We start from the raw sequence: 23,675 nt of genomic DNA, 5'->3' as shown, positions 1-23,675 counted from the left end.
AACGAAAGGCCGACCTATCGCGCCGCGGTGTTCGCGAACCTCGATCCGGCGGAACTGCCGAATCTGGCCGCGCACGATCGCGCGCACGCCCGTCTCGTAGGTGTCGCGGGCGGTCAGCTCCTCCCAGCGCTCGCCGAGCGCCGCCAGATTCGGCAGTTCCGCCGGATCGAGGTTCGCGAACACCGCGGCGCGATAGGTCGGCCTTTCGTTCTCCCGCCGGCGCGCCGCGGCCGCCCGCGCCGCGATCTCACCCGCCGTGTAGTGCCAGATGATCCGGTACATGTCCACGGCGGCCTCCCTCGGCATCCCCGAGCGCACCGCCGCGTCGATGATCGTCTCCGGATACCACAGCGCGTGGACGGACATCATGTCGTCGGCTCTCAGCACCTCGACGATCCACGGCACGCCGATCAAGGCGTCCCGCATGGCGACGGCCGCGGCCACCACACGCTCACCGGGATCGAGGTCGCCGGAAAACTCGGGCTTCGTCACCTTCGCGGCGTAGTCGTCCAGCAGCAGCTGCATCAACTCGTCCTTGTCGCGCACGTGGCGGTAGAGGGCCATCGCGGTGGTGCCCACCTCGCCGGCCAGCTTCCGCATGGTCAGGCCCTGCGTGCCCTCCTCCCGCATGATCCGGTGGGCCGCGGCCACGATGTCCGCTCTGGAGATCTTGGGGGGCCGCCCCGTGCGCGTCGGCATTCCGCCATGTTACTTTGTTTACATGTATACAAAGTCTCGCCCCTGGGCGGCCGTCGGCGTGCTCGCGTTCGCCGTGGCCGTGGGCACGCTGCAGATGACCGCGGTCGTGCCGCTGCTTCCCGTGCTGCAGCGGCAGCTCGCCGTCCCGCTCACCTCCGCCTCCTGGATCCTCACCGCCTCGCTGCTCTCCGGAGCGGTGTCCACTCCCCTGCTGGCGCGTCTCGGCGACCTGTACGGCAGGCGGCCGGTGATCGCGGCCGCGCTCGGCCTGCTGGTCGCCGGATCGGTGCTGTCGGCGGCGTCGAACACGCTCGCCCCGGTCATCGCCGGCCGGGTCCTCCAGGGCACGGCGGCGGCCCTGTTACCCCTGGCCATGGGCATCGCGAGGCAGCAGGTCACGCGGGAGAGCCTGCCGACGGCCATGGGCGCGCTGAGCGCCATGATCGGAGTCGGCAGCGGCGGCGGGATGATCCTGGCCGGTCTCGTCGGCGGCGGCCCTCGGATGTTGTTCTGGATCCTCGCCGGGCTCGGCGCGGCGGGTCTCCTCCTGGTCGTCCTCGTCGTCCGCGAGCCGGTCCTGCGCCGGACGGGCGGCCGCCCCGACGTCGCGGGCGCGGCGCTGGTGGCCTCTTGGCTGGTCTGCCTGCTGCTGGCCGTCAGCAAGGGTTCCGCGTGGGGATGGACCTCGCCGCCGACTCTGGGACTGGCGGCGGCGGCCGTGGGCCTGTGCGCCGTCTGGGTGCTGACGGCCCGCCGCACCGCGTCGCCCCTGATCGAGATTCCCATGCTGCTGGACCGCAGGACGGTGGGCGCGACAGTGGCCTCGCTGCTCCTGGGGTTCGCGTTGTTCGGCACCATCACGACGCTCTCGTCGGTGGCCCAGGCCTCACTCGGCGCCTCGGTGCTCCAGGTCGGCCTGTATCTGCTTCCGACGGCGCTGCTGATGCTCGCGGTCTCGCTGCTCGCCGGTCCCCTGATGCGCCGGTTCGCGGCGTCGTCCCTGGTCGGCGCCGGGTCCTGCCTGGTCGCCGTGGCCGCGTTGTGGCTGGCCGTCAGCCACGACAGCCCGGCGGCCCTTTACGGCGCCGGCGTCGGGCTGGGCGTCGGGATCGGCCTCAGTTACGCGGCCCTCGGCACGATGGCGGTGCAGCACGTCGAGCCCGCCAAGACGTCGGCGGCCGGAGGCGTGAACGCGCTGGTCAGGATCGTCGGCAGCAGCCTGGCCGGAGCCGTGACCGCGGCCGTGATGTCCGGCGCGGGGGCGGGCTGGAGCTTCGGCGCGGCCGCGCTCGCGGCGGCGGCCTCGGCGGTCTCCGGCTTCGGGCACGCCGCCGTCATCCGGATCCCGCGCCTGTCCGTGGAGGAGCCGGCATGACCCGGAAGGAGAACGCCACCGACCCTCGGGCGATCGCGCTGGGAGACGAGCTGGTGAAGCTGCACGACGGATTCCGCCGCAGGCTCGCGGAACTTCGGACGCCCGGCGCGAAACCCGATCTACGGGAGCACTGCCTGACCTTCTGCGAGGCTCTGCACGCCCATCACACCGGCGAAGACGAGGTGCTCTTCCCACACCTGGACGGCCTGCATCCCGAGCTCGCCGACGTGCTGGCCCGGCTCCGCCGCGAACACCGGGTCGTGGGGCTGATCCTGGCGCGGATCCGCGCCCTGCTGGACGGCGACGCTCCCGGACTGGACGCCTCAGACGGCGGCGACCCGGAGATCGCCGCCGAACTCGACCGTCTCGCCGGGGAGCTGGAGGCCCATCTCGACTACGAGGAGGAGCGGCTCGTGCCCCTGCTCAACCAGATGATCGAAATTCCCGAGGGACTCTAGGCCATGAGGCTCACCGGGGAGCGAGGGCCTCCAGGGCCTCCTCCGCACGGCGCATGGAGTCGCGGGGGTCGGCCTCGGGGTTGCCGATCTCCGGGTCGAAGTTGAGGTCGTGGAAGACCTCGGTCACGCCCCTGGCCGCCAGCGCCTCGACGTCCCGCCGGATCTTGTCGTACGACCCGGTCAGCGGGCCCTCGTCCGCCGCACGGACCCGGGTGACGCCGCGGACGACGAACCGCAGCGCGTCCGGGTCGCGGCCCGCCCGCCGGGCCGCCTCCTTCACGATGGCGATCTGCCGGTCGATCGTGCTCAGGTCGGCGCGGCTGGAGCTGATCCAGCCGTCGGCGATCCGCCCGGCCCGCTCCAGCGCCACCTGGGCCGTGCCCCCCAGCATGACGGGCGGCGGCGTGGCCGGCCCGGGGTCCTGGTGCGAGCGCGGCACCTCGTAGAACTCGCCCTTGTGCTCGACGACGTCCTCGGTCCACAGCCGCCGCAGCAGGCCGACGTACTCCTCCCCGCGTCTGCCCCGGCGTTCCATGGGCACGCCGGAGGCGGCGAACTCCTCGGGCAGCCAGCCGAGTCCCAGCCCCACGTCGAGCCTGCCGCCGGACACCTCCTGCAGGGAGGCGAGCTGCTTGGCCATCAGGACCGGGGAGACGAAGGGCAGGTTGAGCACGGCCACCCCGAGCCGCACCCGCTCCGTGACGCCCGCCAGATACGCGAGCGCGACCACGGGGTCGTGCACGCTCCGGTAGACCGGCCCCATCGGGTTGCCCACGGGGTAGAGCAGGCGCTGGAACGTCCACACCCCGTGATAGCCCAGCTCGTCCGCGCGGCGCGCGATCCGCCTCATGTTCTCCGGCGTCGCCCACGAGCCCGACACCGGCACACCGAAACCAACCTTCATGGCGACACCCTAAGGGTGCCCCCCTTCGATCTTCCGCCTACTGCGGTCGCCCAGGCGGCGCCTCGCCGCGTTGTCGTCGTCACCCATAGCTCCGCTATGGCCTCCTCCTCCGCCTTGCGATACATCCGCCTTGCCGATCCTCGCTACGGCGAGATCGGCGGGCGACACCCTAGGGTGTCCCCCGTGATCGAGGAACTGGCGCGGCTGGCGCGCCGCGACGGGCCCGTGACGGTGCTCAAGCAGACCCGCGTGCTCGTGGTCAGGGCGGGGGACGTCGTCGTCAAGGCCCATCCCCCCGGCACCGACGAACGCGCCCTGCGGGCCCGCCTCGACGCCGCCGCGAACCTGCCCGGCGTCATGCTGGCCCCTCTCGGCCTCGAACGGCTGGACGGCAGGCTGGTCACGATCTGGCCCGCCGGTGAGCCCCTCACCATGGACGACGTCGACGCGGGGGCCACCCCCTGGGAGGAGGGCGGCCGGCTGCTCGCCCTGCTACACGCCCGCCGGGCCCCCGCGGACCTGCCTCCCGCGGGAGGACCGTCGCGGCTGCCGCGGGCCATGGCCGACCTGGCGGCCGTCGGCGTCCCGGACCATGTCGCCGCACCCATCCGGGCGGCGTACGCGACGCTGCCGCCGGTGCGGGAGGGCGGCGCGCTGACGCACGGCGACTGGCATCTCGGCCAGATCGTCAGGCACGACGGCGCGTGGCTGCTCATCGACCCCGACGACCTGGGCGCGGGCGACCCCGCATGGGACCTGGCCCGCCCGGCCGCGTGGTACGCCGCCGGGCTGCTCGACCCGTCGGACTGGGAGCGCTTCCTGACGGCCTACCTCGCGGCCGGCGGGACCGCCGTCTCCGCGGACGATCCGTGGCGGGAACTCGACGCGCCGGCCCGGGCGTTGACCGTCCAACTGGCCGCGACGGCGGTGGCCACGGCGGCGAAATCGGGCGAACGGCCCGACGACGCCGCCGAGGCCCTGGTGTCCGCCTGCGGGAGGATCGTCGCGGCCACCGAGGCCGAGACCTGACTTAGGGAGAGTTGTCGGATGCAGTGCCCCAAGTGCCGTGGCAACATGCGGACGTTCGACCGCAACGGCGTTCACATCGAGCAGTGCGACAACTGCCGCGGCATCTTCCTCGACTACGGCGAGCTGGAGACGCTGACCCGCATGGAGTCGCAGTGGGCCCAGCAGCACTACGCTCCCCCGCCGCCCGCGCACGGGGGCCCCGCCTGGGGTGGCGGTCACCACGGCGGCCACTACGGCCACCGTCGCAACAGCTGGGTCGGCATGCTGTTCTCCAGCTGAAAGCCCTTCCGCGGAGGCCGCGGCCCGATTGGGGCCGCGGCCTCCCGCGTGCTCAGCGCGCCGGCTCCAGGCCCTCCGGTCCCACCCGGAGCCACCGGGTGATCCCGACCGACTCCAGGAACGGCAGGTCGTGGGAGACCACCACGAGCGCTCCCCGATAGGCCGACAGCGCCTGCGCGAGCTGGCGCACGCTGGCCAGGTCGAGATTGTTGGTCGGCTCGTCCAGCAGCAGGAGCCGCGGCGCGGGCTCGGCCAGCAGCAGCGAGGCCAGCACGGCGCGGAACCGCTCGCCGCCCGAGAGCGTGCCGGCCGGCCGTTCGGCCCGTGCGCCCCGGAACAGGAACCGGGCGAGCCCGGCCCTGACGGCGTTGACCGAGGCCTCCGGCGCGACCGCCCGCACGTTGTCGACCAGGCTGCGCTCGTCGTCGAGCACGTCGAGCCGCTGCGGCAGGTACCGCACCGGAGCGTTCAGCCGGACCGAGCCCTCGTACGCCGGGATGTCCCCCAGGATCGTGCGCAGCAGCGTCGTCTTGCCCGAGCCGTTCGCCCCCAGCAGGGCGATGCGTTCCGGGCCGCGCACGACCAGGTCTCCGATCGGCCCGGCGGCCGTGCGCAGGCCGTCCAGTTCGAGCACGGTGCGCCCGGCCGGCACCTCGGTCGCGGGCAGCTCCACCCGGATCTCGGCGTCGTCGCGCACCGCCTCCTCCGCCTCCGCCAGCCGCTCACGGGCCGCGGTCACCTTCTCCTCGTGCATGAGCCGATGCTTGCCCGCCGAGACCTGTGCCTGGCGTTTGCGCTCCTGCATGATGATCTTCGGTTCGCGCTTCTGCTCGTACATCTTGTTGCCGTAGCGCACGCGCCGGGCCAGCTTGGTCTGCGCCTCGGCCAGCTCACGCCGTTGCCGGCGCAGGTCGCCCTCGGCCGCGCGGACCGTCCGCTCGGCGGCCTCCCGCTCGACCGCGAGCACCTCCTCGTACTCGCTGAGCGTGCCGCCGAAGGTACGGCGGGCGGGCAGGTCGGCGATCTGGTCGACCAGGTCGAGCAGCGTCCGGTCGTGGCTGACGACGACCAGCGTCCTCGTCCACGAGGAGACGGCGTCGTACAGGCGCCGTCGCGCGTCGATGTCGAGGTTGTTGGTCGGTTCGTCGAGCAGCAGCACGTCGGGCTCCGCGAGGAACCGCGCGGCGAGCCCGACCATCACGGTCTCGCCGCCCGAGAGCGTCGCGACCGTCCGATCGAGGTCCACACCCGTGAGCCCGAGGCGGTCGAGCTCGGCCCGTGCGCGCTCCTCGACGTCCCAGATCACCGCGTCGTAGTTCGCCTCGCTCAGGTCGCCCCGCTCGATGGCGTGCAGGGCCTCCCGCGCGGGCGTGATCCCCAGGAGGTCGGACACCGTACGGCTCGCGCCGAGCGGGAGGTTCTGCGGCAGGTAGCCCAGCCGCCCGGTGACCGACACCGAGCCGCCCGCCGGGGTCAGCTCTCCGGCGATCAGCCTGAGCAGGGTCGACTTGCCGCTGCCGTTGACGCCGATGAGCCCCGTCCGGCCTGCGCCGAACGCGAAATCGAGCTCGTCGAAGACCGGCGTCCCGTCGGACCAGGAAAACGACAAATCCGTGCAGACAATGGAATAAGACATGAGGCGGCTCCGGGTATCCCAAGGGCGAAATGACGAACGTTCGTGTGGGACACCGCGGGCACGGGCCGCGAGGCGAGGATCTGGGCGAGGGTCTGCCTGAGGTCGCTGCGCCGGACCACCGATGGCGGCCGTGGGCGCGGTGTCGAGACCTCAGAGCTCCAAGTGACCCTCCTGGGTGCGGCGGCAGGACGTTCGCCACGATAACCGGAAGCGGGGACGGAAGCCATCGAATTAATCCGCCGGTCCCGTGAGCGCCACCCGGTGGTCCTCTCACCGGCGTGCCCGAGCCGTAGTCTCAGCCGTCCCAGAAGGTGACAAAGGGCCTACCCCGCTCCACGTGTCGGGGCTGTTGTCGGTAAGGTGAACCTGTCCTAACTTAGGTAAGGCTTACCGTCCGCCCGGAGGGCGATGTGTTCGCAAGTTATCTCATCGGCCTTCGAGAGGGCCTGGAGGCGACCCTCGTCGTCTCCATCCTGGTGGCCTTTCTCGTGAAGAGCGACCGCCGGGAGCGGCTGCCCCTGGTATGGGCGGGCGTCGGTGCCGCCGTCGTCCTCGCCGTCGGGTTCGGTGCGCTGCTGACCTTCACCGCGGCCCACCTCGCCGCGCAGCAGCAGGAGATGTTCGACGCCGTCACGTCCCTGGCCGCCACCGTCTTCGTCACCTTCATGGTCTTCTGGATGCGTACGGCGGCCCGCAAGATGTCGGGCGAGCTGCGGCAGAAGATGGGCGCCGCCCTGGAACTCGGGACCACCGCGGTGGTCGTGGTGGCGTTCCTGTCGGTCGCCCGCGAGGGGCTGGAGACGGCGCTGCTGTGGTTCGCCGCCGTCCAGGGCGCGACCAGCAGCGCGAGCCCGCTGATCGGCATCACGCTCGGGCTGCTCACCGCTGTCGCGCTGGGCTGGGGGCTGTACCGCAGCGCCCTGCGGATCAACCTCACCAAGTTCTTCACCTGGACGGGCCTGCTGCTGATCCTGGTCGCCGCCGGCATCTTCAAATACGGCGTGCACGACCTGCAGGAGTCGGGGCTGGTCTCCGGCCTGAACACGCACGCCTTCGACATCAGCGGCGTGCTCGACCCCAGTGCCTGGTACTCGACGCTGCTCAGCGGGATGTTCAACATCACCCCGCAGCCCAGCGTGCTGGAGACCGTCGCGTGGGTCGTCTACCTGGTTCCCGTCCTGATCCTGTTCCTGCGGCCCGCGGCCAGGACGCCGGCGAGCCCCGCCTCCAAGTCCCCCCAGACCGCTTCCTGACCGGAGTCGACGTACCGATGCGCACCTCCACCGTTCTGGCCGCCGCGGCGCTGGCACTCGCCGGCCTCACCGCCTGCTCGTCCACGGACTCCGGCTCCGGCTCGCCGGCCGGGGCCGGCGCCGCCGGCGACGGGAAGATCGCCGTGGCCGCCACCGACACCGAGTGCAAGGTGGCGAAGTCCGAGCTCGCCGCCGGCACCTCGACCTTCTCGATCACCAACAACGGCGCGAAGGTGACGGAGTTCTACGTGTACGCGGCGGGTGACCGGATCATGGGCGAGGTCGAGAACATCGTCCCCGGGCTCACCCGCGACGTCGTGATGGAGTTGCCGGCGGGCATGTACGAGACCGCCTGCAAGCCCGGCATGACCGGCAAGGGCATCCGGGGCCCCCTCAAGGTCAGCGGCGAGAGCAAGCCGCTGACCAGCGACGCGAAGCTCGCCGAGGCGGTGGCCAGCTACAAGCGCTACATCAAGAGCCAGTCGGACACCCTGCTCGGCAAGACCAAGGAGTTCACCGAGGCGGTCAAGGCCGGCGACGTCGGCAAGGCCAAGGAGCTCTACCCGGTCGCCCGTTCGTACTGGGAGCGCATCGAGCCGGTGGCCGAGGTCTTCGGCGACCTCGACCCCGCCATCGACGCCCGGGAGAACGACGTGGCGGACGGCGAGGAGTGGACCGGCTTCCACCGCATCGAGAAGGACCTGTGGGTCAAGAAGGACGTCAGCGGCGACGGTGAGATCGCCGACAAGCTCATGACCGACGTGACCACGATCGTGACGAAGTCCGCGGCGCTGGAGCTGTCCCCCGTGCAGCTCGCGAACGGCGCCAAGGGCCTGCTCGACGAGGTCGCCACCGGCAAGATCACCGGCGAGGAGGACCGCTACTCGCACACCGACCTGTGGGACTTCGACGCCAACCTGCAGGGCTCGAAGGCCGCCGTCCAGGCGCTGCGGCCGGTGCTGGAGGAGCGCGACGCCGAGCTGGCCAAGACGCTCGACGCGAAGTTCGCCGACGCCGAGGCCGCGCTCGCCGCGCACCGCAGCGGCGACGGGTGGAAGCTGCACACCGAGCTGTCCAAGGACGATCTGAAGGCTCTGTCCGACGCGATCAACGCGCTGGCCGAGCCGATCAGCAAGGTCGCCTCGGTGGTGGCCCGGTGACCCGGAGGAGCACAGTGAGCGGCGCAGTGAGCGGCGCGGGGATCAGCCGCAGACGGTTGTTCGGTCTCGGCGCGGCCGGCGTGGCCGCGGTCGGGGCTGGGGCGGTCGCCACCCGGTCCTTGCTGGAGGAGCCGGCCGCCCACGCGGCGTCCGCCTCCGACCCCGTTCCGTTCTACGGCCCCCGCCAGGCGGGCGTCACCACCCCCGCCCAGGACCGGCTGCACTTCGTGGCGTTCGACGTCGTCACGAAGAAGAAGGCCGAGCTGGTGGAGCTGCTCCAGGAGTGGACCGCCGCCGCGGCCCGGATGACCCAGGGCAAGGACGCCGGCACGTTCGGCGCCGTGGGCGGGGCTCCCGAGGCGCCGCCGGACGACACCGGCGAGGCGCTCGGCCTGCCCGCCTCCGGCCTGACGCTGACCATCGGATTCGGCCCGTCGCTGTTCGACGAGCGGTTCGGCCTCGCCGACCGCAGGCCGCCCGCGCTGGCCGACCTGCCCGCCTTCCCCGGCGAGGACCTGCAGCCCGGGATCTCCGGCGGGGACATCTGCGTGCAGGCGTGCGCGCACGACCCGCAGGTGGCGGTGCACGCCATCCGCAACCTCGCCCGGATCGGCTTCGGCAAGGTCTCCATCCGCTACTCCCAGCTCGGTTTCGGGCGCACCTCCTCCACCTCCCGGGCGCAGGCCACGCCGCGCAACCTCATGGGATTCAAGGACGGCACCAACAACCTCAAGCTCGAGGACACCTCCATGCTGCGCGACCACCTGTGGGTCGCGCCCGGCGACGGCCCGGCCTGGATGGACGGCGGCACCTATCTGGTCACCCGCAAGATCCGGATGCACATCGAGACCTGGGACCGCGCCCCGCTGTCGGAGCAGGAGTCCATCTTCGGCCGCGACAAGGGCAAGGGCGCGCCGCTCACGGGCGGCGCGGAGTTCGACGCGCCGGACTTCGCCAAGAAGGGCCCGGACGGGCAGCCGGTGATCGCCGGCAACGCGCACGTACGGCTCGCGCACCCCGACGCCCACGGCGGCGCGCGGCTGCTGCGGCGCGGCTACAACTACGTCGACGGTTCCGACGGCCTCGGGCGGCTCGACGCCGGCCTGTTCTTCATGGCCTACCAGCGCGACCCCCGCAAGCAGTTCGTCCCCATCCAGCGGATGCTGTCGGAGAAGGACGCGCTGAACGAGTACATCAAGCACATCTCCAGCGGCCTGTTCGCCTGCCCGCCCGGCGTGGTGGACGGCGGCGACTACTGGGGCCGCACGCTGTTCGCCTGATCCCGCCCGCCCGCGTACTAACCGGGATGTGTATAGTCCCGGTTATGCGGATGGGCGAGGGTGTCGAGTGGGGCCTGCACTGCTGCGTGACCCTGGGCTGGCTCGACGACCAGGCCCCTGTGTCGATCCGCCGGCTGGCCGTGTGGTTCGACCTGCCGCAGGAGTACCTGAAGAAGCGGCTGCAACCGCTCGCCCGCGCCGGGATCCTCACCTCCAGCCCGGGCGTCCGGGGCGGCTGGTCGCTCGCCCGCCCACCCGAGCGGATCACGGTGATGGACGTCGTCACCGCCGTCGAGGGGCCGCTCGACGCGTTCCGCTGCGCCGAGATCCGCAAGCGCGGAGTGAGCGGGCGTGACGCCGGGCCCGAATTCGACCGGCCCTGCGGCATCTCCAGCCTCATGCGCCGGGCGGAGCTCGCGTGGCGGCGCGAACTGGCCGGCCGTACGATCGCCGACCTGATGGAGCAGGCCCCCGCGGGCGCGGCCCGCACCCGCCGCAACTACAGCCGCATGACCGACTGATCCCCCACTTCGGCATGGAGCATTGTCATGGACAAAACAGGGACGTCTGATATCCCGGTTATCCGGCGCGAGGCCGCGCCGCGGGGCCTGGGGTCGACCCTCGTTCTGGGCCTCGGAACGTTCGCGGTCGGGACCGACGCGTACGTGGTGGCCGGGTTCCTGCCCGCGATGGCCCACTCGCTGCGCGTGCCGGAGGGCACCGCGGGGCAGTCCGCGACGGCGTTCGCGATCGCCTACGCCGTGCTGTCGCCCGTCCTGGCCACCGCGCTGGCCCGGATGCCCCGCCGCACCCTGCTGGTCGGCGCCCTGACCGTGCTCGCCCTGGCCAACCTCGCCTCGGCCCTGGCGCCGGACTTCACCGTGCTGATGATCACGCGCGTGCTGGCCGCGTCCGGCGCCGCCGCGTTCACCCCGAACGCGGGCGCGGTGGCCGCGTCGCTGGTCGCACCCGCGCAGCGCGCCCGGGCGCTGGCCGTTGTGGTCGGCGGCCTGACCGTCGCCACCGCCCTCGGTGTGCCCCTGGGCAACCTGGCCGGGAAGATCCTCGACTGGCGGGCGGCGCTCGGTCTGGTCGCGGTGCTGTGCGCGGTCTGCGCGGCAGGAGTGCGCGCCGCGATGCCGGCCCTGCCGGGCGGCCCGCGCATCCCACTGGGGGAACGGCTGGCGGCCCTGCGGCGGCCGGGGGTGGTCGCGGTGCTGCCGCTGACCGTGCTCGGGCTTGCCGCCGGCTACGGGCTCTACGCCTTCGCCGTTCCCGTGATGCGTGCGCTCGGGGCCGGAGCGTCGGCGGAGACCTGGCTGCTGTTCCTGTACGGCGCCGGCGCGGTAGCGGGCAACCTCGTGGCAGGCGCCATGGTGGACCGGCACGGGCCCGTCCCCGTGCAGGCCGCCGGGTTCGCCGTGCTGACCGTGACACTGGCCGTCGCCGCCTGGGCGGCCGGAGCGGGCACGCACTGGCTGCCGCTGACCGCCACGCTGATGATCGCCTGGGGCGCGGGGACCTGGTTCCAGACCCCGGCGCAGCAGGTCCGGCTGATCAACGCGGCGCCCCGGGAGACCGCCGTGGTCGTCGGCCTGAACGCCTCGGCCCTGTACGCCGGGATCGGCCTCGGCACGGCGCTGGGCGGCGTCCTGCTCCCGGTCGGCCCGTCCGTGGCGCTCGCCGTCTGCGCGGGACTGGCCCTGCTGTGCCTGCCCTACCTGGGCGCCACCCGGCGGTACCGCTGATGCGGTCCATCACCAAAAGGTGATATATCGGCATTCTTGGCATCAGATCCCGCTTATTACTTCACAATGAACATTCTCTGAATTCTCGGCCGCACCCTTCTCCTTTCGCTCGCATATTCCCTATATCTCCCATAATCCGGAATACGGGGATCAGAACCACGGGGCGAAGGAAAGCATGAATGAAGCGTTGGATCGGAGTCGGGCTGGCCCTGGTGCTGGGCGTCGCCGTCATCCTCGCCCTGGTGCTGGGCAACGGCGGAGGCGGCGGTGAGCAGCGGACGCTCACCACGGTCCGAGGTGTGATCGGTTCGGAGAAGAAGCCCTTCTTCGACGATCCCGCGGTCAGGGCGGCGTTCGCCAGGCACGGACTACGGGTCGAGGTCGACACCGCGGGATCCCGCGAAATCGCGACCACGGTGGACCTGCACCCGTACGACTTCGCCTTTCCCTCCAGCGTTCCGGCCGCGGAGAAGATCAGGCAGGCGCACAAGATCACGCGTACGTACTCGCCGTTCTACTCGCCGATGGCGGTCGCGACGTTCCAGCCGATCCTGGACGTGCTCGCGAAGGCGGGCGTGGTCCACGACTCGGGCGCGGGTTACCAGGTCCTCGACCTGCGCGGGTTCCTCGACCTCGTCGCGAAGGGCACCCGCTGGGACGCGCTGCCGGGCAATGCCTCCTACCGCGCCCGCAAGCGGATCCTGCTCACGACCACGGACGTCCGTACGTCGAACTCGGCCGCCATGTACCTCGCGGCGACCAGCTACGTCGCCAACGGCGACGATGTCGTGACCTCGCGGGCGCAGGTCGCCGAGGTGGCGCGGACGGTCGCCCCGCTGTTCCTCGACCAGGGCTACTCGGAGTCCTCAACCGAGGCGCCGTTCGAGGACTACCTCGCGCTGGGGATCGGCAAGACGCCGATGGTGGTGATCTACGAGGCGCAGTACGCCGCGCGGCTGTTCGCGGGCGGCGGGGCGATCCGGCCCGACATGCGCCTGATCTACCCCGCGCCGACCGTGCTCAGCAAGCACACCCTCGTCCCGCTCACGGACCGGGCGGCGGAGGTCGGGCGACTGCTGCAGGAGGATCCCGAGTTCGCCCGTCTCGCCGCGAGATACGGCTTCCGCACCGCGGACCCCAAGGTCTTCGCGGACCTGGTGGCCACGACCAGGGCGCCGGTGCCCGCGAGCCTGGTCGACGTCGTCGAGCCTCCCGCCTACGACCGGCTGGAAGACCTCGTCGCGACCATCGAGCGGAGCCACCTGGCCGGCGCGAAGCCGTCGTCCTGACCCCCCTTTGTTCAGGAAGACAGGGTCCAGGAAGACAGGGTCCAGAAAGACAGGGCCCAGGAAGACAGGGTCCAGGAAGAGTCCCAGGAAGAGAGGACACCCGTGTCCGAAGATCTGGTGCTGACTCCGCCCGCCCCGGTGGCGGCGGTGCCGGTCGAGAAGGCGGCCGGCATGCTGCCGCTCCCCGGCGAGCGCGGCGCCGAACTCGCCCGCAAAGCGTCCGGCTTCGCCGAGGAGCTCACCACCCTCGACCACCGGTCGCCGGCGTTCACCAGGAAGGTGCACGACATCACCTCGATGGGCGACTCGGAGATCCGCGCCTCCTCCCAGGTGGCCAACCGGATGCTCAAGCGCCCGGTCGCGGCGCTGGCCTCGGCCAAGGGCGAGGGCGCCGACGGCCAGGCGCGGGTCGCCGGTCAGCTCGTCGCGTTGCGCCGCATGATCGTCGATCTCGATCCCGAACAGGCGACCGCCGGCACCCGGCGGCTGCTCGGGATCATCCCGTTCGGCGACCGGCTGCGCGACTACTTCGCCAAGTACCGAAGCGCGCAAAAGCACATCGACGACATCATCCGGGCGCTCAAGTCCGGGCAGGACGAGCTGCGCAAGGACAACGCCGCCATCGAGGGCGAGAAGGCGAACCTCTGGGAGTCGATGACGAAGCTCCAGGAGTACGCCGTGCTGGCGGCGGCGCTCGACGCGGAGCTGCAGGGACGGATCGACCAGATCGAGCTCACGGACCCCGGGAAGGCGAACGCCCTGCGCTCGGACGCGCTGTTCGGCGTCCGCCAGAAGCACCAGGACCTGCTGACCCAGCTCGCCGTGTCGGCCCAGGGCTACCTCGCGCTGGACCTGGTGCGCAAGAACAACCTGGAGCTGATCAAGGGGGTGGAGCGGGCCACCACCACGACGATCGCGGCGCTGCGCACGGCCGTCACGGTGGCCCAGGCCCTCGCCGACCAGAAGCTGGTGCTCGACCAGATCACGGCGCTGAACACCACCACCTCCGACCTGATCCTCGCGACCAGCGAGATGTTGCGCACCCAGGCGGGCGACATCCAGACCCAGGCCGCCGCCACGACGGTGAGCATGGAGGCGCTGAGCAGGGCGTTCGACAACATTTACTCGACGATGGACATGATCGACGGCTTCAGGGCCAAGGCCGTGGAGAGCATGGCCGTCACCGTCGACACCCTGACCGTGGAGCTCGACCACGCCCGCGCCTATCTGGAGCGCTCCCGCCGCGCCGACGAGGCGGGGTCGTGAGAAGAGCGATCACCGCCGCCGCGGCCCTGCTACTCGCCCTCACGGCCGCCTGTTCGAACCCGGGCGGAGACGCCCCTCCGGAAGACGGGCCGGACGTGCTGCGCGTCCTCGCGGGAAGCGAGATCAAGGATCTGGAGCCGCTGCTCGCCAAGGCGGCCGGCGCGGCGGGCGTGAAGGTGTCGCTCTCCTACACCGGCACCCTGGACGGCGCCGAGCAGGTGGCGAACGGGGGCGCGGACGGCCGCTACGACGCGGTCTGGTTCTCCTCCAACCGCTACCTGTCCCTGATCGACGGGGCGAGCGCGCGCCTGTCCACCCAGACCAAGATCATGGTCTCGCCCGTGGTGCTCGGCCTCAGCCGCGCCAAGGCACGCGAGCTCGGCTGGGACACCGGCCGGGCGACATGGACGGACATCGCCGAGGCCGCACGGAAACATCGCTTCACCTTCGGCATGACGAACCCCGCGTCGTCGAACTCGGGCTTTTCCGCCCTGGTCGGCGTGGCGGCGGCACTGTCGGACGCGGGCGAGGCGCTCGACCAGGCCCAGATCACGGCCGTCACTCCCCAGCTGATCGGGTTCTTCTCCGCGCAGACCCTCACCGCGGGCTCCTCCGGCTGGCTCGCCGACGCCTTCCGGCGACGGACCGACGTGGACGGGCTGATCAACTACGAGTCCGTGCTGCTCGGCCTGCGCACCGCCTCGGGGGAGCCGCTCACGCTGGTCTATCCCGGCGACGGCGTCGTCACCGCCGACTACCCGCTCACGCTGCTCGCCTCCTCCCCCAAGAAGGCCCTGTACGGCAAGCTGGCGGCCTGGCTGCGCGCACCCGGAGTGCAGCGCGAGATCATGACGACCACGGCGCGGCGGCCCATCGTGCCCGAGGTGCGGCCCGACGCCAGGTTCGGCACCGCCCCGCTGCTGGAGCTGCCCTTCCCCAACCGGCGCAGCGCCGCCGACGCGCTGATCGACGCGTACCTCAACCAGGTGCGGCGCCCGTCGCGCACGGTGTTCGTCCTGGACACCTCCGGCTCTATGGAGGGCGACCGCATCGACGCGCTCAAACAGGCACTCACCGCGCTGACCGGCGCCGACGCCTCGGCCTCCGGCCAGTTCTCCCGGTTCCGCAACAGGGAGACGGTCACGCTGCTGCCGTTCAGCACCACGGCCGGGCAGGCGAGCACGTTCGCGGTGCCGGAACGCGACCCCGCCGCGGTCCTCCGCCAGATCCGGGCCTACGGCGACGGCCTGACGGCGTACGGCGGCACCGCGATCTACGACGGCCTGCGCGGCGCCTACGAGACGGTCCGCAGCGGCCAGGGCGGCGAGGAGGACTTCACCTCGATCGTGCTCATGACGGACGGCGAGAACACCGACGGCTCCTCCTACGAGGACTTCGCCGGCTTCTACCGGACCCTGGGCACCCGGGTCCCCACATTCGTGGTGCTGTTCGGCGACAGCGACGTGGCCGAGATGCGCCAGGTCGCCACGCTCACCGGCGGCGCGGTGTTCGACGCCCGGCAGGCGTCGCTCGCCTCGGCGTTCAAGGAGATCCGTGGCTACCAGTGAGCGGATCCTCGCCTACCTCGGCTCGACGCGGAACATCGTCGGCTCCGCTCTCGCGCTCGGCGGCCTCGGGCTGCACTTCCTCGGCCTCGCCGGGTCGTTCTGGCCGGTGGTCGTCGCCGGGCTGTACGGCGTGGGCGCGCTGCTCACCCCGCCCACCCGGGTGCGGCTGACGATCTCGCACGCCGAGGTCGAGGCGCGGGCGCTGCGGGACGACCTCGACACTCTCGTGGCCGAGGTGTCGCCACCCCGCTTCCCCGAGGACGTCGCGGCCAAGGTCGGCGACCTCGCCGCGATCCTGCGCGACGTGCTGGCCAGGGCGGAGGCGCTCACCTCCGCCCCCGACCACCTGCACGTCGTCTCCCAGGCCGTCCGCGACTACCTGCCGACCAGCCTGGAGGCGTACGCCAACCTGCCGAGGTCGTACGCGCTGACCCGCCGGGGGCCGCGCGAGCGCAGCGCGCACGAGGAGCTGATGGCCCAGCTCGGTCTGCTTGAGGCGGGGTTGTCGGCGATCGCGGAGGCCGTCTATCAGGGGGACGAGCAGGCGCTCAGGGACCAGGGCCGGTTCCTGCGGGACCGCTTCGGCGGGTCGTCGCTCGACCTGTAGTCACAGATCTCCGGTCACAGGCGCGACTCGTACACCGCCCTGGCCTTCTCGATCAGGTCGAGGTGGTCGCGCAGCTGGGCCCGGGTCCGCAACCGGGCCCTGGCCCTGACCACCTCGTCGAGCAGGTCGAGCCATCGCAGGCACCAGCGGAGATCCTCCTGCCTGGCCACGCGCCGTCCCCGCACGTCCAGGTAGACCGGGCTGGTGTGGGCGTACGCCCGCCCGCGCGGGGAGCGAGGATGGGCGCCGCCGCGGGCCACGGCGACCACGTAGGTGGCGTCCGCCACCCGGAGGGACGCGGTGATCTCGTGGCCCGGTCCCTCGGCCAGCACACCCGCCGCGGTCCTGATCTCGAGGTGCTCCACCTCGGGCCCGACGGCCCGCGCCCGGATCTCGACCGTCTCACCGCCGTCCAGGCCGAGCGTGGCCCCCGGCTCCAGGCCGTTCACCGTGAGCTCCAGCCAGGGGCCGGTGGTGGCGAACGTGCGGCCCCGCCGTACGGCCTCGGCGAACGACTCCGCGCTGAGCGGCCCGTCCACGCGGGCGTAGACGCGCTCCCAGCCCGGCGGGCTGGAGACCGTGTCCTGGCGGGTGAACGACAGCATGGTGTCGGTTCCGGCGAGCGCGGCGAGCCGGTTGCCGGCGCCGACCAGCCTCCGGTAGACCTCGGCGGTCCCCGGGGCGGGCGACAGGTCGCTGAAGTGCAGGACCTCCACCCCGTCGACCAGCCCGAGCGCGGCGTCCACCACCAGGGCGCGGCCGGTGCAGTTCCTGGTCCCGCCGCCGACGACGTCCTCGGGAGTCGCGACCGGGCCGTGGAAGGGATGGGCGTATCCGAGCACCGCACGCGGCTCCCGCAGGTCGCCGCAGACCGCCGCGTTGGGCGGCCAGTCGGCGTCGGCACCGAAACCCGTGTGATAGACGGCGGGCGGCGCGGCCACCCCGAAGACGTGCACGTGCCCGAACAGGTCGTTGCGATACTCCACGCCCATCCGGGCCACGTGCCCGGCGTCCGACCACGGCAGGTCGCGCCCGGCCCAGTGCTGGAGCGCCTCCCGGTCGTAGACCCGGTCTCCCGCGACGTTTCCCGCGACGAGGTTGAGCACGTGCAGGTCCTCGCCGAGCTGCGCGGCGGCCGCCTCCGCGGGGACGGCGACCAGGTCGCCCGCCCAGTTCATGTGAACGTGCAGGTCGGCGCCGTACCAGCCCCGGGCGGCGGCGTCGTACAACCGCTGCGGCGCGATCCCGACCAGCGTCTCCTCCCCCGTCCGGGGGACGACCGTCGTCTCCACGACGTCGTACTCCATGCCGCGCGTGACCCGGATCGTGACCGGCTCGGCGGGCACGGCGAGCACGATGTCGTCGCCGTGGAAGAACGGCATGTCGTCGTTGTCGCGCCGCTCGGGCACGCCCTCCGGATACCACCCCTGGCCGTCCCGCGACCTGACGCTCCACCGGCACGGAAAGCCCGCGCGCAACCGCAGCCACGCGGCCGGCGCGGGCCGGGTCAGCCCGGACAGGTCGACCACCTCGCCGTCCACCGTGAGGACGGTCGCGGTCGTCACGTCGAGGAGCTTGGCCCCGCCCGCCGCGATCCCGTACGGCACGCCGTCGGCCGTCACCTCCACCGGATGCGGCAGCGCGGAGTCGACCAGCAGGATGACGGGCACCGGTCCCGGCGACAGCAGCGGCCGGGCCTGGCCGTGTTCCAGACGGTGTTCCAGACGGTGTTCCAGGCGGTGTTCCAGGCGGTGTTCCAGGCTGTGACCGCCCGCGGCCAGCCGCAGCGCGGCCAGGCCCCGGGGGAGCTCGCCGTCCAGCGTGTCACGGAACTCCGCGTCGAGGTCGGGCCCGGCGCTCATCCGGTCGGCCTCCTCGGGAAACCGGAGGAAGGGCATCATCCGGACGTATCCCAGCGGCGGCTCCCCCCAGGTCATCCCGTGGGCCGACAGTAACGCGCGGTACTCCCGCAGAGCACGCTCCACCTGCGGCGGCATCATCGGATCGTGGTTCATCGCACCTCCCCGTAATCGAAGCGGCCACATCGTGGCACGGTTTCGGCCCGGGAAAACGTGCAACAGTGCATTCCCGGTCACAGGGGTAGCGATCTTTCTCACCCGGGAGGAAAGGTGATCTCCCGCGTGTCATGCTTACCGCCTGTGGGCAGGAAGGCCGCCAGGATGCGGTCGGCGGCCAGCGACGGAGTGAGGGTGCCGTCGAGGACCTGCCGTTCGATCTCGGGCGCGATACCCGACGTCGTGTCGCGGAGCATGGCCAGCAGCCGGTCCCGCACCAGCGCCCACGTCCACTCGACCTGCTGGCGGCTGCGCCTGGCGGCGAGGTCGGCGTCCTCCTGATGGCGCACGATGTGACGCCACAGCTCCTCCAGGCCGGCGCCGGTCAGGCCGCTGCAGGTCAGCACCGGCGTGGCCGCGCGCAGCAGCCGCAGCGCCCCGGACAGCTCACGCGCCGCCTTGCGCGCGGCCGTCTCGTACTCGCCGTCGGCCTTGTTGACCGCGATGACGTCGGCCAGCTCCAGCACGCCCTTCTTGATCCCCTGGAGCTGGTCTCCCGTACGGGCGAGGGTGAGCAGGAGGAACGTGTCGACCATGTCGGCGACCGCGGTCTCCGACTGGCCGACCCCGACCGTCTCGACGAGGACGATGTCGTATCCCGCCGCCTCCACCACGACGACGGCCTCGCGGGTGGCCTTCGCCACGCCGCCGAGCGTCCCGGCCGTGGGAGACGGCCGGATGAAGGCGTTCGGGTCGGCCGACAGCCGGGCCATCCGGGTCTTGTCCCCGAGGATGCTGCCGCCGGAGCGCCGCGACGAGGGGTCGACCGCCAGCACGGCCACCCGGTGCCCCTCGCCGGTGAGATGGGTGCCGAGCGCCTCGATGAAGGTGGACTTGCCGACTCCCGGCACCCCGGACACGCCCACCCTGCGCGCCTTGCCGGCATGCGGGGTGAGCTCGACCAGCAGCCGCTGCGCCATCTCCCGGTGATCCGCCCTGGTCGACTCCACCAGGGTGATCGCCCGTGCGGTCCACCGCCGGTCGCCCGACAGCACGCCCTTGACGTAGTCCTCGAGCGCCGACGTGATCACTGATGACCCAGCCGGCCGGACAGCTCGCGCAGCAGTTCCAGGGCGGCGTCGGCGATCACCGTGCCGGGCAGGAAGATCGCCGAGGCGCCCGCGGCCCGCAACTCCTCGACGTCTCCCGGCGGGATCACGCCGCCGACCACGATCATGATGTCCTCCGCGCCGAGGCCGGCGAGCGCCCGCCGCAGCGCGGGCACCAGCGTCAGGTGCCCGGCCGCGAGCGAGGAGACCCCGACGACGTGCACGTCGGCCTCGACGGCCTGCCGGGCGACCTCCTCGGGCGTCTGGAACAGCGGGCCGACGTCGACGTCGAAACCGAGGTCGGCGAACCCGCTCGCGATCACCTTCTGACCCCGGTCGTGGCCGTCCTGGCCCATCTTCGCGACGAGGATCCTGGGCCGGCGGCCCTCGGCCTTCTCGAACTGCGCGCACGCCTCCCGGACCCGGTCCGCGGCGTCGCCCACCTCCGCGCGGTACACACCCGATATCGTACGGATCTGCGCGGCGTGCCGTCCGAAGACCTTCTCCAGCGCGTGGGAGATCTCCCCGACCGTCGCCTTGGCCCTGGCCGCGTTCACCGCGAGCTCCAGCAGGTTGTCGTCTGCCGCGGCGCCCTTGGTCAGCGCCTCCAGCGCCCCGGCCACGGCGTCGGCCGAGCGCTCCTCGCGCAGCCTGCGGAGCTTGTCGATCTGCCGGTTGCGCACGGCCGTGTTGTCGACCTTGAGCACCTCGATCGGCTCGTCGGCCTCGGGGCGGTACTTGTTGACGCCGATCACCGGCTGCCTGCCGGAGTCGATGCGCGCCTGGGTGCGGGCCGCCGCCTCCTCGATGCGCATCTTGGGCAGCCCCTGGTCGATGGCCTGAGCCATACCGCCGGCCCGCTCGACCTCCTGGATGTGCCCCCAGGCCGCCCGTGCCAGCTCCCGGGTCAGCCGCTCGACGTAGTAGGAGCCGCCCCACGGGTCGATCACCCGGCAGGTGCCCGACTCCTGCTGGAGCAGCAGCTGCGTGTTGCGGGCGATCCGCGCCGAGAAGTCGGTCGGCAGCGCGAGCGCCTCGTCCAGGGCGTTGGTGTGCAGCGACTGCGTGTGCCCCTGGGTGGCCGCCATCGCCTCCACGCAGGTCCGTACGACGTTGTTGAACACGTCCTGCGCGGTCAGCGACCATCCCGAGGTCTGACTGTGCGTGCGCAGCGACAGCGACTTGGGGTTCTCCGGACCGAAGCCCTTCACGAGGCGGGCCCACAACAGCCGGGCGGCGCGGAGCTTGGCGACCTCCATGAAGAAGTTCATGCCGATGCACCAGAAGAACGACAGGCGCGGCGCGAACGCGTCGATGGCGAGCCCGGCCCCGACCCCGGCCCGCAGGTACTCCAGCCCGTCGGCCAGCGTGTACGCCAGCTCCAGGTCGCAGGTCGCCCCGGCCTCCTGGATGTGATAGCCGGAGATCGAGATGGAGTTGAACTTCGGCATCCTCGCCGAGGTGTAGGCGAAGATGTCGGAGATGATCCGCATCGAGGGACCCGGCGGATAGATGTAGGTGTTGCGGACCATGAACTCCTTGAGGATGTCGTTCTGGATGGTCCCCGCCAGCTTGTCCGGCGTGACCCCCTGCTCCTCTGCCGCGACGATGTAGAGCGCCAGGATCGGCAGCACCGCGCCGTTCATGGTCATCGACACGCTCATCCGGTCGAGAGGGATCCCGTCGAACAGCTGCCGCATGTCGTAGATCGAGTCGATCGCCACGCCCGCCATGCCCACGTCGCCGGCGACCCGGGGATGGTCGGAGTCGTAGCCCCGGTGGGTCGCGAGGTCGAAGGCGACCGACAGGCCCTTCTGCCCCGCCGCCAGGTTCCGCCGGTAGAACGCGTTGGACTCCTCCGCCGTGGAGAACCCGGCGTACTGCCGGATGGTCCACGGCTGGGTGACGTACATCGTCGGGTACGGCCCGCGCAGGAAGGGCGCGATGCCGGGGTACGTCGGCGGGGACGGGACGTCCTCCAGGTCGGCCGCCGTGTAGAACGGCTTGACCGCGATGCCCTCCGGCGTCTCCCACACAGGAGTCTCCCCGACCGGACCGCCGGGGATGCCCGCCGCCGCGGCTCCCGACCCCAGGTCGATTTCGGAGAAATCGGGAATCATCGGCTCACTCCCAGCTCATCGAACGTCGCGCGGAGCACACCGAGCGCGTCGCATCCGGCGTACAGGGCGGCGTCCACCCCCTCATACTCCCCCCTTCCGGCCAGCCAGACCGTGCGCGCCCCGGCCTCCCGCAGCGCCGCGGCGACCGCCGCCGCGTGCTCGCCGTACAACCGGTCGGAGGAGCACAGGCAGGCGACGGGGGTGCCGCAGTCGCGGAAGGCCTCGGCGATCGCGGCCGGGTCGGTGCCCGGGCCGCTGGTGACGGTCGCGACGCCGCCCGCCGCGAACAGGTTGGCGGCGAACGCCGCCCGCGCGGTGTGCGCGGCGACCGGCCCGATCGTGGCGAGGAACACCGTGGGCCTGCTCGGCTGGGCGTCGGCGAGGTCGCGCAGCGCCTCGAACTCCTCGGCGTAGCGCATCACCGGCAGTCCCACGCCGGGCACACCGCCCGATGTCACCGCGAGCCCGGGGCCGGGCCGCCGGGACAGCGGCCTCTCCTGCGGGTCGGGGAACTCGCTCACCCCGGTGATGGGGTCGCGCCGGTGCGCGAGGTTGTCCGCGCGCCTGGCCCTGGTCACCGCCAGCCGCTCGGGGACCAGCCGTTCCAGCGCGGCCGCCATGCCACCGGCCCGCTCGATCTCCCGGAACCACTCCCACGCCCGGCCGGCGAGGTCGTCGGTGAGCCGCTCCACGTACCACGAGCCGCCGGCCGGGTCGGCGACACGGGCGACGTCGGCCTCCTCCACCAGCAGCGACTGCGTGTTGCGGGCGATGCGCCGGGCGAACGCGTCGGGCAGCCCGAGGCAGGCGTCGAACGGCTGGACGGTCACCGCGTCCGCCCCGCCCACCCCGGCCGCGAAGCAGGCCACGGTCGTGCGCAGCATGTTCACCCAGGGGTCCCGGACCGTCATCATCGCCGAGGAGGTGACCGCGTGCTGGAGCTGCCTGCCGGCCCCGTCCGCGACGCCCGTGACCTCGGCGACCCGCGTCCACAGCCGCCGGGCGGCCCGCAGCTTGGCGATGGTGAGGAACTGGTCGGCGGTCGCGGCGTACCGGAACTCGATCTGCCCGAACGCCTGCTCGAGCGTCAGGCCCGCGCCGGTCAGCGCCCGCAGGTAGGCGACACCGGTCGCCACCGAGCAGCCGAGTTCCTCGGCGTCGGCGCCGCCCGCGTCGTGGTACGGCAGCGCGTCGACGGTGATCGCCCTTAGCCCGGCGTGATCCGCGGCGCAGTGGCGGGCGAGCGCCACGGCGGCGCCGGTGTCCACGGTCGCGCCGGTGCGGGCGGCCAGCCCGATCGGGTCGGCGCCCAGGTTGCCCCCGGGCAGCGCCGCACCCCCGGCCGTCGTGCCGGCCAGGCGCAGGAACGCCTCCGCCGCCTCGGCCGTACGCGGGCCGGCGTCGAGGACGACCAGGGCGAGATCGAGCAGCACGCCGTCCAGCACGACCGGCAGCGCGGCCGGGTCGATCGCGTTCAGATCGAGCCACAGGGACGTGACGCCGTTCTCCAGGTCGGCGTGGATCGCCTCCCTGGTCACGGCCGGATCGGGGTCGGCGTGCCGCTGGCGCAGGTCCCACGGGCCCGGACCGCGCACCGCACGGACCGCGGGCGACGCGCCGGGCAGGTCGCCGGCGTCGTACAGCGAGGCGACCGTCACACCGTCGTAGGTCGTGGTGGTCAGGGCGGCCTCGGCCTCGTCCGGCGAACCGTCCCAGCCGGATCTGCGCAGCACCTCGGCCGCGAGCGCACGCCACTGTTTCCGCGTGGCCTGTGGAAACTCCGCCGCGGGATCAGCGAGATCGTCCTGTTCAACAGGCGGCACCGTCATGAACCGGATGCTAAGGGCATCGGCCCGGTTCCGGGAGCCCCGGGGTCCCGG

General features: G+C 72.2%; 20 protein-coding genes. 13 read left to right on the top strand and 7 right to left on the bottom strand.

Annotated features, from left to right (window positions below; translation table 11 throughout):
• The coding region (locus tag AB0O28_RS37765; RefSeq protein ID WP_363647449.1) for a TetR/AcrR family transcriptional regulator at positions 1 to 699 on the bottom strand (699 nt) is incomplete at its 3' end.
• Positions 700 to 721: 22 nt separating this feature from the next.
• On the opposite strand from AB0O28_RS37765, the gene AB0O28_RS37760 reads away from it, so the two are divergent.
• Both AB0O28_RS37760 and AB0O28_RS37755 read left to right on the top strand, forming a co-directional pair.
• Entirely contained in the window at positions 722 to 2,074 is a 1,353-nt protein-coding gene (locus AB0O28_RS37760; protein ID WP_363647447.1) for an MFS transporter, read from the top strand.
• Positions 2,071 to 2,532, top strand: a complete 462-nt coding sequence (locus tag AB0O28_RS37755) for a hemerythrin domain-containing protein (RefSeq protein WP_363647445.1) — start codon at positions 2,071 to 2,073, stop codon at positions 2,530 to 2,532. The genes AB0O28_RS37760 and AB0O28_RS37755 overlap by 4 nt, the downstream gene beginning before the upstream one ends.
• Before the next feature lie 10 nt (positions 2,533 to 2,542).
• Here the strand turns inward: AB0O28_RS37755 and AB0O28_RS37750 are convergent, their stop codons facing one another.
• Entirely contained in the window at positions 2,543 to 3,436 is an 894-nt protein-coding gene (locus AB0O28_RS37750) for a TIGR03619 family F420-dependent LLM class oxidoreductase (protein WP_363647443.1), read from the bottom strand.
• Between the two features lie 183 nt (positions 3,437 to 3,619).
• On the opposite strand from AB0O28_RS37750, the gene AB0O28_RS37745 reads away from it, so the two are divergent.
• Both AB0O28_RS37745 and AB0O28_RS37740 read left to right on the top strand, forming a co-directional pair.
• The gene (locus AB0O28_RS37745; protein ID WP_363647441.1) at positions 3,620 to 4,465 is read left to right on the top strand and encodes an aminoglycoside phosphotransferase family protein; all 846 of its coding nucleotides are present in this window, start codon (positions 3,620 to 3,622) and stop codon (positions 4,463 to 4,465) included.
• Between the two features lie 18 nt (positions 4,466 to 4,483).
• Positions 4,484 to 4,744, top strand: coding sequence for a zf-TFIIB domain-containing protein (locus AB0O28_RS37740; protein ID WP_363647440.1), 261 nt, complete (start codon positions 4,484 to 4,486; stop codon positions 4,742 to 4,744).
• A gap of 52 nt (positions 4,745 to 4,796) precedes the next feature.
• Here AB0O28_RS37740 and AB0O28_RS37735 read toward each other — a convergent pair whose 3' ends face one another.
• Complete coding sequence (locus tag AB0O28_RS37735; RefSeq protein WP_363647438.1) at positions 4,797 to 6,380, bottom strand: ABC-F family ATP-binding cassette domain-containing protein; 1,584 nt, start codon at positions 6,378 to 6,380, stop codon at positions 4,797 to 4,799.
• Between the two features lie 410 nt (positions 6,381 to 6,790).
• Here AB0O28_RS37735 and efeU point away from each other — a divergent pair, with 410 nt between their 5' ends.
• The 9 genes from efeU to AB0O28_RS37690 all read left to right on the top strand — a co-directional run bounded on the left by efeU (position 6,791) and on the right by AB0O28_RS37690 (position 16,551).
• Positions 6,791 to 7,633, top strand: a complete 843-nt coding sequence (gene efeU, locus AB0O28_RS37730; protein WP_363647436.1) for an iron uptake transporter permease EfeU — start codon at positions 6,791 to 6,793, stop codon at positions 7,631 to 7,633.
• Positions 7,634 to 7,650: 17 nt separating this feature from the next.
• Entirely contained in the window at positions 7,651 to 8,793 is a 1,143-nt protein-coding gene (gene efeO, locus AB0O28_RS37725) for an iron uptake system protein EfeO (RefSeq protein WP_363647434.1), read from the top strand.
• 14 nt (positions 8,794 to 8,807) lie between these two features.
• Positions 8,808 to 10,073 (top strand): iron uptake transporter deferrochelatase/peroxidase subunit, encoded by a 1,266-nt coding sequence (gene efeB / locus AB0O28_RS37720; protein ID WP_363647432.1) that lies wholly within the window; start codon positions 8,808 to 8,810, stop codon positions 10,071 to 10,073.
• A gap of 44 nt (positions 10,074 to 10,117) precedes the next feature.
• Positions 10,118 to 10,594 (top strand): Rrf2 family transcriptional regulator, encoded by a 477-nt coding sequence (locus tag AB0O28_RS37715; protein ID WP_363647430.1) that lies wholly within the window; start codon positions 10,118 to 10,120, stop codon positions 10,592 to 10,594.
• 27 nt (positions 10,595 to 10,621) lie between these two features.
• The gene (locus tag AB0O28_RS37710) at positions 10,622 to 11,821 is read left to right on the top strand and encodes an MFS transporter (protein WP_363647428.1); all 1,200 of its coding nucleotides are present in this window, start codon (positions 10,622 to 10,624) and stop codon (positions 11,819 to 11,821) included.
• Positions 11,822 to 12,000: 179 nt separating this feature from the next.
• Positions 12,001 to 13,110: a hypothetical protein gene (locus tag AB0O28_RS37705; RefSeq protein ID WP_363647426.1), complete on the top strand. Its 1,110-nt coding sequence runs from the start codon at positions 12,001 to 12,003 to the stop codon at positions 13,108 to 13,110.
• Positions 13,111 to 13,212: 102 nt separating this feature from the next.
• On the top strand, positions 13,213 to 14,376 hold the full coding sequence (locus AB0O28_RS37700) for a toxic anion resistance protein (RefSeq protein WP_363647424.1): 1,164 nt from the start codon (positions 13,213 to 13,215) through the stop codon (positions 14,374 to 14,376).
• Entirely contained in the window at positions 14,373 to 15,944 is a 1,572-nt protein-coding gene (locus AB0O28_RS37695; protein ID WP_363647422.1) for an extracellular solute-binding protein, read from the top strand. The genes AB0O28_RS37700 and AB0O28_RS37695 overlap by 4 nt, the downstream gene beginning before the upstream one ends.
• Positions 15,931 to 16,551 (top strand): hypothetical protein, encoded by a 621-nt coding sequence (locus tag AB0O28_RS37690; RefSeq protein WP_363647420.1) that lies wholly within the window; start codon positions 15,931 to 15,933, stop codon positions 16,549 to 16,551. Before AB0O28_RS37695 ends, AB0O28_RS37690 begins: the two co-directional genes overlap by 14 nt.
• Before the next feature lie 14 nt (positions 16,552 to 16,565).
• Here the strand turns inward: AB0O28_RS37690 and AB0O28_RS37685 are convergent, their stop codons facing one another.
• The 4 genes from AB0O28_RS37685 to AB0O28_RS37670 all read right to left on the bottom strand — a co-directional run bounded on the left by AB0O28_RS37685 (position 16,566) and on the right by AB0O28_RS37670 (position 23,624).
• Positions 16,566 to 18,566, bottom strand: coding sequence for a CehA/McbA family metallohydrolase (locus tag AB0O28_RS37685; protein WP_363647418.1), 2,001 nt, complete (start codon positions 18,564 to 18,566; stop codon positions 16,566 to 16,568).
• A gap of 98 nt (positions 18,567 to 18,664) precedes the next feature.
• Complete coding sequence (meaB, locus tag AB0O28_RS37680) at positions 18,665 to 19,654, bottom strand: methylmalonyl Co-A mutase-associated GTPase MeaB (RefSeq protein ID WP_363647451.1); 990 nt, start codon at positions 19,652 to 19,654, stop codon at positions 18,665 to 18,667.
• Complete coding sequence (gene scpA / locus AB0O28_RS37675; protein WP_363647416.1) at positions 19,654 to 21,795, bottom strand: methylmalonyl-CoA mutase; 2,142 nt, start codon at positions 21,793 to 21,795, stop codon at positions 19,654 to 19,656. The genes meaB and scpA overlap by 1 nt, the downstream gene beginning before the upstream one ends.
• The gene (locus AB0O28_RS37670) at positions 21,792 to 23,624 is read right to left on the bottom strand and encodes a methylmalonyl-CoA mutase subunit beta (RefSeq protein WP_363647414.1); all 1,833 of its coding nucleotides are present in this window, start codon (positions 23,622 to 23,624) and stop codon (positions 21,792 to 21,794) included. The genes scpA and AB0O28_RS37670 overlap by 4 nt, the downstream gene beginning before the upstream one ends.
• Between the last annotated feature and the right edge of the window lie 51 nt (positions 23,625 to 23,675).

The organism is Microbispora sp. NPDC088329 (assembly GCF_040685655.1).
Taxonomy (GTDB): Bacteria; Actinomycetota; Actinomycetes; order Streptosporangiales; family Streptosporangiaceae; genus Microbispora.
The sequence above is the reverse complement of the archived record's forward strand: the minus strand, read 5'-3'. Positions and strand labels throughout refer to the sequence as shown.

What these genes read in the sequence shown, in the direction of transcription:
- AB0O28_RS37710 (WP_363647428.1), top strand. Translation starts at nt 10,622, where the DNA reads ATGGACAAAACAGGGACGTCTGATATCCCGGTTATCCGGCGCGAGGCC.
- AB0O28_RS37715 (WP_363647430.1), top strand. Translation starts at nt 10,118, where the DNA reads ATGCGGATGGGCGAGGGTGTCGAGTGGGGCCTGCACTGCTGCGTGACC.
- AB0O28_RS37685 (WP_363647418.1), bottom strand. Translation starts at nt 18,566, where the DNA reads ATGAACCACGATCCGATGATGCCGCCGCAGGTGGAGCGTGCTCTGCGG.
- scpA (WP_363647416.1), bottom strand. Translation starts at nt 21,795, where the DNA reads ATGATTCCCGATTTCTCCGAAATCGACCTGGGGTCGGGAGCCGCGGCG.
- AB0O28_RS37755 (WP_363647445.1), top strand. Translation starts at nt 2,071, where the DNA reads ATGACCCGGAAGGAGAACGCCACCGACCCTCGGGCGATCGCGCTGGGA.
- efeO (WP_363647434.1), top strand. Translation starts at nt 7,651, where the DNA reads ATGCGCACCTCCACCGTTCTGGCCGCCGCGGCGCTGGCACTCGCCGGC.
- AB0O28_RS37735 (WP_363647438.1), bottom strand. Translation starts at nt 6,380, where the DNA reads ATGTCTTATTCCATTGTCTGCACGGATTTGTCGTTTTCCTGGTCCGAC.
- AB0O28_RS37670 (WP_363647414.1), bottom strand. Translation starts at nt 23,624, where the DNA reads ATGACGGTGCCGCCTGTTGAACAGGACGATCTCGCTGATCCCGCGGCG.
- AB0O28_RS37750 (WP_363647443.1), bottom strand. Translation starts at nt 3,436, where the DNA reads ATGAAGGTTGGTTTCGGTGTGCCGGTGTCGGGCTCGTGGGCGACGCCG.
- AB0O28_RS37705 (WP_363647426.1), top strand. Translation starts at nt 12,001, where the DNA reads ATGAAGCGTTGGATCGGAGTCGGGCTGGCCCTGGTGCTGGGCGTCGCC.
- AB0O28_RS37760 (WP_363647447.1), top strand. Translation starts at nt 722, where the DNA reads ATGTATACAAAGTCTCGCCCCTGGGCGGCCGTCGGCGTGCTCGCGTTC.
- AB0O28_RS37740 (WP_363647440.1), top strand. Translation starts at nt 4,484, where the DNA reads ATGCAGTGCCCCAAGTGCCGTGGCAACATGCGGACGTTCGACCGCAAC.